The following is a 13469-nucleotide window of genomic DNA, read 5'->3' on the forward strand; positions in this document are numbered from 1 at the left end:
TAGGGTTATCGATTAACCACACAGCACCGCAGCCCGTGCCGGGTCGAGGGCAACTAATCCGGCAAGCAGGTTTTCCATCTCGCTATGCAGCCGTGATTTGTCCGACTCTGTCCGGCTGGCTTTCATGCGCAGCAATTTCAGGCGACGGGCTTTCACTTCAAACAGCAGTTCCGGCTCCCATTGGGTCAGCGTCATTAGGGTCGCGTTCCCCTCCAGCTCACCCAGCAAATGCAATGCCATGTCGTTTTTTCCGTACTGCTCGGCGACCCGGGCCATCAGCAGGCGGATCAGCCACTGATGGCGAGAGGTGCGGGTACCCGGACGGTTCTGCAACCAAGTCAGCGCCGCTTCCACACCTTCGCTGTCGGCTTGCGCCAGCGCTTCCGGCTCCAGTTGCAAAATATCGTCATCACCCGCCGTACTGGCGGAGGCTGCGGATTCACTGCCCCAACTTTCTGCTGCCATGACGTGCTGGTTTATCCAGTGTAAGGTCACCTCATCAGCAAAAGGTGTACCATCACTGAATGCCAGACCGTCGAGCCCGGGCAAGCGGGTCAGCAGACCATTCAAATCCTGCTTAATGATGTCAGCCCAACGCTCATGCTGCCCACCTGTTTTCATCAGTGCCTGATGGGTATACCACTGGAGATCCAGCCACAGGTGATTAACGCCCTGTGCAAATAGGATGTCGGTTTGCTCCAGCAGTTCCAGCCAGCTTTGTTGCAGATAAAGACGTTTCAGCAGTGCGCGGTTCTCCAGCTTCGGCGGAGCCAGACGGGTACATCCGTCAGCTGCCAGCGGCGGCAGTTCATGCAGGGTGTCCAGACGAATGCTTTTCATCAGATGATGCCCCGACAGCCAGCCGTTCGGCTGGTCGCGCAAAAAAACCGCCAGCAGTTTTGCCTGATCGAGCAAATCACGCCCGGAGGTGACTGCTTTCAACGCAGGAGCATCAGGCGCAGAGTGACGAGGGAGACTGCTGTTTTGTGGGATAACGGCATCAGGGCCGCCGGACTGCATTAGCCGGTTTTCTAATGCCGTATACAGGCTAGCGAACTGAGGGCGGATGGACGCATCCCAGCCGCCAACACTTTCCTCGGTTAACACCAACGCGCCCACAATGCGTTCAAAGTCAGTTTTTGTGACTTCCGGGTACAGTGACAGGCTATCCAGCACCCGGCTACCTGCCAACCATTCCAGTGCCAGTTTGCGGCTGTTGCCTCGTTGTGGATGCAGTGCATCACCAAAACGTTGGACCAACCCGGCCAGCAGAGCCAGGCCATCCGCCAGCCCACTTTCGCCATCGATGTGCAGTCGCGCCCAGATATAATAGGTCGCGACGCGCACATCTTTGCACGCACCGGTCAGCAGCTTCTCCGCCAGTGCACAGACCAAACCAGTATCTGCGCCGGACAGTTTGTTGACCTCTTCACGCATCTGCTGGAAATCATCGTCATAACCGGGGTCATCACCCACCGGTGAATCCGGGGCAATGGGGACCAGCCATTTTTCCCAGAGCGAAATCTGCTGCTGGGCCTGCTGCGAAAGCGCCTGCTGTTCGGCATGGCAGGCGCTGAGTAAGGTGTGCAACGTAGCCATCAGTATCCCTCTTCTGTTGCGGTATCCGTTTTCTGAGCGCCACCGGTGGCATCCACACTGAATATTTGCGTCGGTAAGACGAAGTTACGCAGTTTCAGTAACGCCAGCGGGCCTTCTCCAGCTTCAGTCCGTAAGGTGTAGTTCAGCGGCCTGCCATCAGGCGCTTTCCAGGTAAGATTAAAACTGCTGTTGACACCCTGATACGGTGTGACCTGAGCCTTATCCAGTAAACGGATCCACCCCCAAGCCCCGGGGAGATCGGCAAACTGTCGGGTACCGGCCTGCGTACTTATCCAGCTCAGGCTAGCGCCCGGTGCTTCGGTATCATGGGGCCAGGTGAAACGTTTCCACACTGGCAACTGGTTGTAATAGCTGAGTTTCTGGCTGTCGATCACCAGATCAGTCTGCATCACGTCTTTCGCGGTACCGGGGCGCAGTTCAAAGCGTATGCCTGCTTCTCCGTCGGCAAACACCACGTCAGACAAATAACTCAATTGGTCCACGGCTTTCAGGAATGCTGGGTTAAATGTCAGCCCCTGAGCATTAATGCTGTCCGGCACCCAATGGCTGCCCTCTTTGTGCAGCACGCCATTCAACCGAGTTTGCAGAAAACGGGCGATACGGCCACTGTCGCTGTTGAGATAACGAGCCAGCAGCGGGAGTGACACTTCACTGCTGGTATCTTTTAAGGGATAACGCCCGCCGAAGGTACTGTTCCAGTCATCGACGATAGATGCCTGCCACTGGGCATTCAGGCTCTGAGCGGCAGGGGTTAATACCTGCTGCCACGCCTGTTCCATTGGCTGGACAAATACCGTCTGGCCAAATCCACTCCACTCCTGACCGAGGCTGGCGGCAACCAGACTGCCATAATCACGGGTTTCGGTCAGATCGACCGCTTTGCCCTGAAATACCGTCTGCGCCAGAGTCTGGGTCATGGCCTGAGGATCGGCAGCATTCACCACCTGCTGAAGTTTAAGGCGTACTTGGGTAACGCGGGTCAGGAAGGTTTGCAGACTGAGGTTGGTATTGCCCTGTCCGCCGGCCTTGCCGTCCATCAGCGCCAGTACCGGACCAAAAGTGGCATCCAGCGGCCCCTGTACACCCGCTTGCTGATCAATAGCGGGCTGCTCATCGCGGTTTAACAGATTTTTGGCCGATTTGACCAGCGAATCAGACAACGCCTCACCGGTTTGACCGGTTTTCCCCTGTACGCTCAGGGTGTTCATTAGCGCCACTAGGGGGGACTGACGCACGTCTGCCATCAGGGTGAGTTGGTCGATGGAGTCCGATAACGTCTGTGCTTGCTGCCAGTGCAGGCTATTGAGAAAGTCCAACCAACTGGTAGAGAAATCAGCGAAATAGCGCTCTTTCAACCGCGCCTGCAGGGCTTCGGGAGAATCCTGCTGCAATGCGGTATTTTTACTGTCACTCAGTACCCAGTCCATCTCTTCCCGACGCTCACTGGCCACTTTTTCAATCGCCGGTTTTACTGCGTCATCCCAGGCTTTACGGGTGAACATGCCCGGCACAACGGCATCGGTGGTAAAAATCCGTTCAGCATCGGTATCACCGGTCATATCAGACAGGCGCAGATCAGCATACTGATTCGCCACCTGAGCCAGCATCTTCTGATAGAGCGAAGATTCACTGTTACGAGCACCCATCTGACTGATCAACCGGGTACGTACCTGACTGACCAGGTTTTCATCCAGTTTCAGACGCCAGGCCGGGTGCAGGGAAAGATTACGGGCATAAAAATCCAGTAGAGCGGGACCGCTGCCCTGCCAGAGGCTGTCCGGCACACCACTGCGCTGTGGCCAGTCATGAAGCAGCGTGGTGCTAAACCATGGCGCATCCATTTTCTCCGGACGCGCCAGCATCAGATAGAGTTTTAACTGCTCATAAGCGGGTTTTACCAGCGTGTCGCGCAACGGAGAGTCAGGGGGGAGCTGCGCCATGGTGCTGAGTTGTTCTTCAAGGTGACGGGCGGCGGCATCACGCAGCAGAGGGGTGGCGCTGGCCCAATAATGTGGCCAGAGTGCGGCCAGCAAAGAATCGTTCTGGCTCAGACCAAACCGGCTGTACCAGGGTGCGCCCTGTTGCTGGCGATACTGCAATCTGCCTAACGTGTGTTGCAGATCCAGTTGCGCTTGCAGACGGGCCGGCAGCGGTTGCTGCACGTTAGCCGCCCGTTTGGCCTGAGATTCACTGGCATTAATCGTGTCTCGGTTGACCAGGAATGACATCACCATGCCCGCCCCCCACAACACCATGATGCCCGCCAGCGCCATCGCCAGCGTTTTACGCCAGGCAAACCCCAGCTTTTTCGCGGCTAAGCCTGCGGGCAATAATGGCAGTGAATCAATCAGCACATCCCAGCGGTTATCCTTGCCCCAGTGGTGTTTCACGCTGCGCTTTGCATTGATCGACGCCGGGCTGAATATCACCCCCGCCAACGGTGAAGGGCGATAGGGATTCAGCAGCGTAGCAAGGGGGCCCGCGACAGAGTCCGGCTGACGCGCTAACTGATCCGCCAGTTGCAATAAAAATGGGTGCTGGGTGTTGCTGCTAATCTGTTGCGTACCCTGCTCAATCAGCGACGGCACCAACCCGGCAAGCAGTGTACTCAGTTCGCCAGCGTTACACCCTACTGGCAACAAACAGCCGACGGATTGCGTGATGCGGTCAGCCCCGTCATCGGCATGCAGTGACCAGACATACAGCGGCAGCCGCCAGCCGAGCAGCTCAAAACGTGCCGCGAACGCCTGCGCCACGCTGTCCATCATATCAGCGGTGAGGGTTGTTTTAGATTCTTTCTGACCTAGCGCAGTGCGTTGAGCTAAAGCTGAGGTCACCCAGACCACGCCATCCAGCGGACGTCCGCGTAATTTACGCAAGGCACTCAGCCAGGCGCTATCGGCCTGCGCCCCCAGATCGCCGCCCCACAACAGCACGGTGCCACGGTCTTCCTGCCAGTATTGCGACGTCAGGCCGGGGGTGAGCTGTTCAACATCCGCGGCACTGCCGGTGAGTAGCAGGATACGCACTTTGCGGGGCCAGAAGCGGCCGTAGGTATGGTGCAGGGCTTGTTGTAATTCAGCGACCGTGACATGACGGGGCGGTGTTTGGAGCAGGCGTTCTTCACTGCCCGGCAGAATATTTTGCTGCTTCTCTTCTTTTCTGTGCATTAATTGGCGTACTAAACGGAGAAAGGCGGGGCCAAAACGTAGCGCCATACCCAGCAAACAGACCAACAGGAATACCACGACTTTTTTGTTGGTCGTATCGAGCCCTATCATTTCACCATGGTGCCAGATAGCCCAGCCAATGAGACTCAGTGCCGCCAGCAGTAGCACTGTCAGTCCTCCAACACGCCAGATCCTACTTAACACGCTCATCCCCACTCCCTGATGTGATGGTATAGACAAAATTTTCTGCTCCTGTTGTGGATAACCCTAACCATGATTGCTTCCCGATACCGACCAAGTCAGCCCCCAGAGCAAGGGTAAACCACGGGGAAAAAGGCCCCTGGATACCGCAATATGTTTCGATAGTCTGAATATCTTCGGCCTGCCAGACCGTACCCAGCGCGTTGCCGATTTGGATAAGCGTGGCGGATGATGCCGTCCATTTTTGGTGGTCACCAACAATACTGGCGGTCAGGCGCGCCTGCGTCTGAGTGGTCAGAAACAATGTCAGCTCTTCTGCAAGATTGCACACATCCAGCGTCATAGGGCGCAGCAACCGAACGCAATGAGGTATTGCATATTTTTGTGCCACATCGTCACTGGTGAATAGCAATGCTGCCAGACCGTCGGAATAGCGTTCTCCTCCCTGTAATTGCATAACCAGAACCAGCTGGAGGGTGGATTCAGGCTGTTTAAGTCGCTCATCAAGGGTATGGAAGGATAAATGGTCCGTGATATTCAACGATGAAGGAGCAGAAAGTTCAGGGGATCTTTCCTGCCAGTAGTCAGCAAACAGAGCGTATAAATCCTGCCGGACTGCTTCCGATTCATCGGTTAATAGCGTGACCTGGAGAGATAATTCCCGAGGAAGAGCCAGAAGTGTATTTTCGATTCCATTCAGTAACCCGTTGATTGCCGTCAGAGATAGCTGTGTATCTTCTGCCAAATAATCAATACGGCGCACCAGACCCTGTTGTTGCGTCAGCCCCTGGGCATTTTGTTGTAACAAAGCCGCTGAGATATGGTCAGGCAGCAGCAAACAGCTTGCCGACACAGCCAGATAACGCTCCGCCCAGTCTGTCCACTGCTGCTGCGCGTGCCTGGCCTCATGTTGTAAAAACTGAAAGCGTTCCAGCTCACGTCCATAGAGGTAGCCACGTAGGCTGAAAACCAGTATCCAGAACACCAGTGGTGTCAAAGCAAGCAGCCAGATATTGATTGAATTCAATACCCTCAGTGAGCCGGATGCATGTAAAATAAACAGCAACACACTCGCGATAACTGCCAGCACCGCACCGAGCAACCAGCTCGCAGACGAAGGAGGTGTAGGTTGCTCAGTCGTAAAGGGTTTTTGACGTTCCCAGCCCATGATTTATCCTATTGCACAATCCGATGCGCTGGAGATGACCTGACAACCGCACTGACAATGGCAGCCATCCACCACGACTGCTTTACCGTCTGAAGACCATTCAGACGAACCTTCAACGATGGGGTTAGGGCCATGCCCGGTGACCGGGCAACTGACTTTATCGCCAATCAGTGCGACCTTTTTGCCATTAACAACCATGGTCGAGGAGGCAGAAATAACAGAACCACCGTGGGTGGTTTTATCGCCAAGTAATACGAATCCTTTGGACATACATTTCCTCGTAAAACTTATCCCAGTAACCATCATAAAACACCGATTACAATAGGAATAATTTCAGCCTAAAAAACAGTTGGCATTAACCATATATAAAGATGAGTGAATTCATACTTTTCACTTTAAACACCCATCAAATAAATCCATCATTAGATACTTAGTGTATGATTACCTATTAACATCATTAATTTAAAACTAATAAAAAGTTAGATTTAGTCATTAATAAACAATCACAATCACTTTATATAAGTGATAGACATATAAAGTGATAGACATATAAAGCATCATTTAAGTCAATCTCAAAAAAGCAATAAACCCAAAAAAAATTAAAATACAAAAAGAGGATCTAATTAAATTCAAAAAAAAATAAATTAAACATGGAAATCAATCTAACTTTTTAAATAAAACCCATCCTTTTTTAACTTGTACCGGAGCGTTCTTTTGAAATAAGGCATTACATATACCATCACCATTTATAAAAACAATACCTTCGTGACGCTTCCAAATATTACCCCCTGAGTATATTCCCTCATTTTTTTTTGCATTAGCGGCCAAATATGATGAACAATCCATTTTGTACTCTGAGTTTTTCAATTCAATCAAAGGAACAAACTCTCGTTCTTTTAACGGCCTAGAAAATCCTTCGAACTTATCTCCCACAAAATATTTAGTTTTTTGCCCCGCCCCCCCCTCAACATAGAAACTTCGTATTGTACTTACATCGAGCAATAAACCTCCATTAACTTGTTGAGCATCACTCCAGCCAATGGTAGGCCCACCCTCAACCTCTTCATGTTTATAGAAAAATGAAATATCCCCAGACTTTACTTGCATATAAACTTCATCATTAGATTGAGCATTTAGTTCATTTTTCATATAAAAATGGCCATTCAGGCTACTAGGGTTATTAGTTAGGATTGGGTACTTATCATATAAATATTCATCGCCATAAACCCAATAAGCATAATAAATCCCATCGCTTATTTTATTCTGTAAAGAGTAGACATTTAATGATATGAGTGACAGTAATAAAAACAATATTTTATTCATTGTTCTATCTCTAGGTGAAAGGCTGGCTCTCCAGAATTAGCATATGGACTAATATATTTTACCGCTTGACTTTTTTTCATGTAATTAATTATAGCTTTATCAAAATTTCTACCATGTGAATTTAATTTTGTTTTACTAATATCCATTACATTTGTTACCGCGTACATAGACTCACTAACACAGTGCCGTGATACTATTTTATTATCACCTTGAAGTTCCTTTATTTTATTTATCATTGCAGTTAATGCGGCATGCCTATTACCAACCCCTGCATTAACGCCGGCATTAATGACTGCACGTCCATTACGTCCATAGTACTCCAACTGGGAAGCTACACCTTTATTACACATATTAGTATACATTGCTTGAGCTTGTTCTTCTGCAGTTCTTAAAGTACTTGTGACATGAACAATATGAACCCCAGCTTCTTTAGCGATAGATTTTATGATTTTCTTAGATTTTTCACTTACTCTATTCTCATCTAACTGACCTTTGATAAATATTATTTTAGGTTCAAAATCAATTGATGCTATTGTTGACTTAGCTGTGCCTTTATCATCTGTCTGATGTTTTTCAGGCGGCTTTTGTCTTGTTTTAACAGTTTCAGATTTTGTGGTAGTTTTTAGATGCACAACATTTTTATTTTTATCTGTGTTCGTGGAAATGCTTCCTACAGGAAGCACTATATGACTTCTACTATAAGACATTGCGGCCTTAGCATTACCCTGTTCAAAGCCAAGGTATTTCAAGATGGCCTGCTTAATATCAGTAGGAACGTAGCGACTAATATAGTTTCTATTTGTGCTATTTTCTGTATCACTAGGAGAATCTTCAGTAAGTTTAAGTATTTGCCCAATATGAAGCACATTGACATTAGTTAAATTATTTAATTTTGCAATTTTATCAACTGTGGTCCCATTAACTTTCGCAATATTTGATAGGGTATCACCTGATTTAACGGCATATGTACTCTTGCTATTTAAAGGCATTACTTTTTTTTTGCTTTTCTCTTTTTTTTTCTCGGATGAAATAGCGCTATCTGATATTGCCAACTTTTGGTAGTTATCTTTCAAAATAGTGAAAATAATTTCCGCCCCAGCAAGAGCATTAATTTCTGCTGTTTTCCCTTCGGAATCTATTACACCTTTAATGAAGATTAATGGATCATTTTTTCCTGAAACCAGGTTAGGACATGTAGAGTCAACTCTTCTAGATATTGCAGCTATATAGTTTTTCCCTACAACTGGAGTTCCATCATCCGTTGATAATTTGAATGTTGTCTTAACAGTGGTTGACTTGAGTAATGTTTCAACAGTTGGCAAACGTTCCAGGATATAATCAGCCCATTTATCACCGTCTTTCGATATTTTACGTGTCCCAGCTGAATAACCAGCCAAACTATTAATACCGTCATGATGAAGTAAATACAACCATTTCCAATAATCCCGTTGATTGACCGAATAATATTGCAATACTTTAGCTTTATTTATTAAAAATGAATAAATAACTGCATAACACCCTTTTTCTGCATTAAATATTTTTTCATTCTCTATATCTAATGTAAAACCAAGGGCATTTAGAGATTTACTTTTTGCATCACTGACAAATGCTGCGGTGGCCTGTGCTAATCCAGCAGCACTGGTTGTGCCTGCTGCAGCATCAGGATTGAAACCAGACTCAACTTTAGTCGTCAATAGTATATATGCTATCTCTTTGTAATTTAGTAAGTATCGTGCTGAAATAGTGATCAACATATCTATAATTTTATCTTGAACACTTTTATCAGCATCTCCGATGATACGACTATTCCCTCGTAATTCACGAGTTGTATCAACCTCAGGGTAAACTTTTATAAGTGAATAGTTTTTTATCTGTTCAGATTTGTATGCTAGCCCCTTAGCCGCATTTAAATAAGAATATACGTCACTCACTTGACCACCTCTTTATTTATTTGAAAAATTTAGATATGTATAATTCCCACCACGTCTAATTTCCCGCTCCCTTAATTCAGATTCTTTTTCACCTAAAATAAACTCACCATTTAAATTAAAAAATGGCGAACTTGAATTAGATGTTAAAGAGTCATCAACACTCTCTTCATCATTCATACCTGTAGTGTAGCTAATAACTATATACTGACTATCATAGCAACTCATTGTTTGAGGCGTCCAATCTCCAACCTTAACAATTTCATTAAACAAATAACCTTGTTTTTCCAAGGTCTTCCTCTGAGAATTAGGCATGTATGGAATAGGGAATGTACTGATCTTGTTATTTTTTTTTATATTAAGTTGATACTTTTGGCAGATATTAACTGTTGTATCTCTAGGATCTGCTTTACATTCAGCATTCACCTGAACAACTGCTGAACCACATGCCATGTGTGCTTCTCTTTTTATCCAATCATCATCCGCAGAACAACTTGATGATACAAATACCAATAATAACCAAGAACACATACTACTGCGTTTAAAATTACATATCATCTTCATACTCCTCACAATGACCACATAAGCACTCATTACCATGAGCAGTTGCATCAGCTAAGTTTATATAATGAGCCCTTTCTACCACTATTTCACTATCGTACCAAAAATCATCGTCCAACATTTCAATTGTAAATCCGTCCCCAGCCTGAGAAGAATGTATCGGAATAGTTTCTCCGCTAGCATCCGTACTACCAAAGAATTGCTGACCATTAGCACGTGTAAGCAAATAATTTCGGGATACCATAGGAGAACCTGAATCAGATAAAGCAACAAACTTCCCACTGTATGCTGCTGGTAATTCAGGCATAGGAACATTCAGACTTGCCGCGCCCATCTTCTGTACATTGGCCGACTTCAACAAGATATTACCCGGACAACCCAGTTCAATATTCCCACCGCTGAGTTTGATATATGCTCCACCACAAGTCAGCACTAACTCACTGTTCGCCGATATTTCTACTTTCCCTTCACCACTACGGATTTCGATATCTTTCTGCGCCGTCGCTAAGATGGCATCACTCTGCGCCTGTACTTCTATCTTGCCCTTGCCCGTAAACAGTTTCATGCCCTGTCCTTGCGCAAATAGACTCACCGCGTCACTCGCCGCCACAGTGAACGACTTGCCCGCGCTGATATCTGTGTTGTGCCCTGACATCACACCGACACTTTCACCACCCGAGGCTATCCGTACTGCTTTTGGACTCACTATCCCCATACCTTCCGGGGCATGTAGTAACATCCCTGCCGCGCTCAGTTCGTTCAGCGATTTATTCAACTGCTGTTGGCTGGCAATATCTCCTTCATGTGCTTGCGCGGTTTGCACTGCTTGCGACAGGCTTCTCGCCAGCGACAACGCCGCCTCCAGTTGGCTTATCGCCTCACTCATATCCAGCATCTCCCCCCCAGCAGACGGCTGTTTATCCGCACTGATAAACACCCCTTTGCCCCCACGTACCGCTACCCAATCATCGGTACGCAGCTCGGCACCTTCGCCCCGTAGATTGCGCTGAGCATCTACATTGTGCCCGAGGTTCAATTGGGTCTTGCCGCCGTACTCGGTGCTGAGCTTGATGTGCTCTTCGCCGCGTTTGTCTTCCATGCGTAGCTTGTTGAAAGCAGGGGTACGGATCACGTTGCGGGTGTTATTTTTTTCGGTCACATGGTCGGTATGACGAGAGTCATGAAGGGCATGGGCGATGTACGGGCGGTCTGGGTCACCGTCGTGAAACGCGATGGCCACTTCGGTGCCCTGTATCAGCGGGAAGTGAATGCCATACACATCACCACCGTAAGGTTTGGCGAGTCGCACCGGCATACTCTCCTGCCCTTGTGCTTTATCGTCCTGGTCTGCATCAAATTTCACCCGATACAAGCCGGAGGTATCCTGCCAGGCATAGATATCGTTGGCCTTCGCGCTGGTCACCCGCGCCATCATGGTGCCGCTGACTTTTGGACGGGGCAGCAATGCCGGGCGCCAGCACAGAGTTTCACTGTAGGGTACCGCCATCCAGTTCACCACTAATGCATCCTTGCGGCTGGCACTAAAAAAGGTGCCGGTGATGACTACGCCGTTGTCCATAACGGTGGGAAGCGTCGGAACAATGACAGTTTCGGTTATCGTCAGTACCTGCCCTGGGCTGAGGGTAGCATCATTACCCAAGCCAACAATCGTTGTCTGTGCTGATAAAAAACGCTCATGGTCGAGGCGTGCCAGGAAATTGGCGGTTTCAGCAGTGGGGTCGATTTTATCGCCGGTATCCAGATGGCGAGGTTTGTAGTGATACACGTCACCGTAGGTCACCCCTTCACTCTCGCCGCGTGTCATATCGGTTCTGCCAGACTGAAGTATTTTCTGTGCTTCACGGTGGTTATAATCTTTGGTGGTCACGTTAGCCTGCACCACATTGTGCTGTACACTCACGCCCCAAACCGACTCTGCACCACTGTCACTCATGCCTGACGGGCTGTTCAACGGCAGGTCTTTACCAAACTTATAGGCACTCTGCTTATCAGCGAAGTGCACCACTTCAGTCTGGGTGTCCGACTGCAAGCTGAAGAAGTAAAATATCCCCATCTCTGAGAGCAATCGTTCAATGAATTCCAGGTCGCTTTCCTGGTACTGGTTTATTTGTTCACGTTTCGGATAGGTCTGTTTCAGGACAAACTCATATTCCCAGTCCTTAAAGCCATGCTCCTGAAGTATCTGCTCCACCACTTCCGGTACCGATTTGTTGACAAAGAAACGGTGGGTGCGGAATTGATTGCGCAGCAGTGCCAGAAATGGTGATAGCGTTATCTGGTACACGGCCTGGTCTTTTGAGCCACTGACCCGCTCAAAACTCGTCACTACCCCATGCACCACCTTTTGCTCCGAGAGGCTCTGCAACAAACCCGCCCCCATTGTCAAACTGGCTGGTTTACGCAGCAACTGACTGGCATCAATGTCTTTGTCAGTACTGGTGAAATGAACTGTGTAGCAATACAATTCACTCATCGCTTCCGTCCCCACAAAATCCTCCACATCCAGAGGAGAGGAGCAGGAAGGAATATCAAGGCGGTAACGATTCAGGGTGGTTTTGGTGATAGCTGACAGCGTATTTTGAAGCGTATCAATAATACTCATGGGTTTTACTCCGTGGTAACAACCTGTATTCCATGGGTTTGCACACCGCATAGCCAGTTAACAGCCGACAGGTTTATTTGAAGGGGGAGGTTATTTCCGGTTCAGTTATAGAGCCAATGTCCAGCTTTGGCTGATTCAATAAACATCCCAACCGTTAATGGTATTTTGTTTTGATTAAGGGCTTTTCGTGAAAATACGGATTTAACCTTCCAGGGGTAATAGTTACTGAGAGAAAATCCGGCGGGCTGAACATTAAAATGTGAGAAAAATTTTTCTGTCATCTCAGCGACATCATCTGCTTCATGCAAATTCTGTAAGGGGGTGTCATCGTCAATATCAATTTTTTTCATGAACAGGCTGGTCACCAGCGGTAGCTCGCTTTTGACAAATTTTCTGACGCTGTCTTCGATTGTCATGTTCACCAGATTTTATCCTCCGCTCGCGCGATGGTGTTATACCTGCTTACGGTTTTGAAACTGATCGTGGCCACATCAGTCGCCAGTATAATCCATCCTAAAACGGGAACGGTTCTTCCTGCAAATGCCCCCAGATTATTAACCCAAAACACCTTGACGCCGCTTAACGAAAAGGATTTTTTTGTCAATGTTGGTAAGATGCGTTTTTTGAATTTGTAGCTGAGATGCTTGCGGAAAAAAAGTGATGCATGCGACGTACCTTTCGTTGCTGTATTGGGTTTTCCAGGTACGTCGACACTATTATTACCGAGGATCACAAAAGCCACGCCAATGATATCTTTGATGCCCAGTTGATTTTCAGTTTCATCCACCAATATCCAAAACAGCAACTCATAAGCCGTCAGATTATTTAATCCATTAAAAAAATAAGTACCGTTAAGTTCTTCAACCGTATCCATA

Annotated in this window: 10 protein-coding genes; all 10 read right to left on the reverse strand. The window is 47.9% G+C overall.

Translation table 11 applies throughout. From position 1 onward, the window contains the following. Positions 1-12: 12 nt before the first annotated feature. The 10 genes from tssA to HRD69_RS01225 all read right to left on the reverse strand — a co-directional run bounded on the left by tssA (position 13) and on the right by HRD69_RS01225 (position 13468). Positions 13-1599 (reverse strand): type VI secretion system protein TssA, encoded by a 1587-nt coding sequence (gene tssA, locus HRD69_RS01180; RefSeq protein WP_032815328.1) that lies wholly within the window; start codon positions 1597-1599, stop codon positions 13-15. Then, entirely contained in the window at positions 1599-5000 is a 3402-nt protein-coding gene (locus HRD69_RS01185) for an ImcF-related family protein (protein ID WP_050413228.1), read from the reverse strand. The genes tssA and HRD69_RS01185 overlap by 1 nt, the downstream gene beginning before the upstream one ends. After that, positions 4984-6159, reverse strand: coding sequence for a hypothetical protein (locus HRD69_RS01190; protein ID WP_004877037.1), 1176 nt, complete (start codon positions 6157-6159; stop codon positions 4984-4986). The genes HRD69_RS01185 and HRD69_RS01190 overlap by 17 nt, the downstream gene beginning before the upstream one ends. A 3-nt stretch (positions 6160-6162) precedes the next feature. After that, complete coding sequence (locus tag HRD69_RS01195) at positions 6163-6429, reverse strand: PAAR domain-containing protein (protein WP_004877035.1); 267 nt, start codon at positions 6427-6429, stop codon at positions 6163-6165. Positions 6430-6816: 387 nt separating this feature from the next. Further along, positions 6817-7482: a hypothetical protein gene (locus HRD69_RS01200; RefSeq protein WP_032815326.1), complete on the reverse strand. Its 666-nt coding sequence runs from the start codon at positions 7480-7482 to the stop codon at positions 6817-6819. Beyond that, on the reverse strand, positions 7479-9413 hold the full coding sequence (locus HRD69_RS01205; protein WP_004877032.1) for a LysM peptidoglycan-binding domain-containing protein: 1935 nt from the start codon (positions 9411-9413) through the stop codon (positions 7479-7481). The genes HRD69_RS01200 and HRD69_RS01205 overlap by 4 nt, the downstream gene beginning before the upstream one ends. 12 nt (positions 9414-9425) lie before the next feature. After that, positions 9426-9968, reverse strand: coding sequence for a hypothetical protein (locus HRD69_RS01210; protein ID WP_152412116.1), 543 nt, complete (start codon positions 9966-9968; stop codon positions 9426-9428). After that, positions 9958-12594, reverse strand: a complete 2637-nt coding sequence (locus tag HRD69_RS01215; RefSeq protein WP_004877028.1) for a type VI secretion system Vgr family protein — start codon at positions 12592-12594, stop codon at positions 9958-9960. Before HRD69_RS01215 ends, HRD69_RS01210 begins: the two co-directional genes overlap by 11 nt. A gap of 101 nt (positions 12595-12695) precedes the next feature. Beyond that, complete coding sequence (locus HRD69_RS01220; protein WP_004877026.1) at positions 12696-13010, reverse strand: DUF1493 family protein; 315 nt, start codon at positions 13008-13010, stop codon at positions 12696-12698. A gap of 2 nt (positions 13011-13012) precedes the next feature. After that, positions 13013-13468, reverse strand: a complete 456-nt coding sequence (locus HRD69_RS01225) for an STM2901 family protein (RefSeq protein ID WP_004877025.1) — start codon at positions 13466-13468, stop codon at positions 13013-13015. Position 13469 lies beyond the last annotated feature (1 nt).

The sequence above is a fragment of the Yersinia mollaretii ATCC 43969 genome (assembly GCF_013282725.1).
Taxonomy (GTDB): Bacteria; Pseudomonadota; Gammaproteobacteria; order Enterobacterales; family Enterobacteriaceae; genus Yersinia; species Yersinia mollaretii.

Excerpts from the sequence above, each read along its gene's own strand:
- tssA (WP_032815328.1), bottom strand. The coding sequence starts at position 1,599 with ATGGCTACGTTGCACACCTTACTCAGCGCCTGCCATGCCGAACAGCAG.
- HRD69_RS01185 (WP_050413228.1), bottom strand. The coding sequence starts at position 5,000 with ATGAGCGTGTTAAGTAGGATCTGGCGTGTTGGAGGACTGACAGTGCTA.
- HRD69_RS01190 (WP_004877037.1), bottom strand. The coding sequence starts at position 6,159 with ATGGGCTGGGAACGTCAAAAACCCTTTACGACTGAGCAACCTACACCT.
- HRD69_RS01195 (WP_004877035.1), bottom strand. The coding sequence starts at position 6,429 with ATGTCCAAAGGATTCGTATTACTTGGCGATAAAACCACCCACGGTGGT.
- HRD69_RS01200 (WP_032815326.1), bottom strand. The coding sequence starts at position 7,482 with ATGAATAAAATATTGTTTTTATTACTGTCACTCATATCATTAAATGTC.
- HRD69_RS01210 (WP_152412116.1), bottom strand. The coding sequence starts at position 9,968 with ATGATATGTAATTTTAAACGCAGTAGTATGTGTTCTTGGTTATTATTG.
- HRD69_RS01215 (WP_004877028.1), bottom strand. The coding sequence starts at position 12,594 with ATGAGTATTATTGATACGCTTCAAAATACGCTGTCAGCTATCACCAAA.
- HRD69_RS01220 (WP_004877026.1), bottom strand. The coding sequence starts at position 13,010 with ATGACAATCGAAGACAGCGTCAGAAAATTTGTCAAAAGCGAGCTACCG.
- HRD69_RS01225 (WP_004877025.1), bottom strand. The coding sequence starts at position 13,468 with ATGGATACGGTTGAAGAACTTAACGGTACTTATTTTTTTAATGGATTA.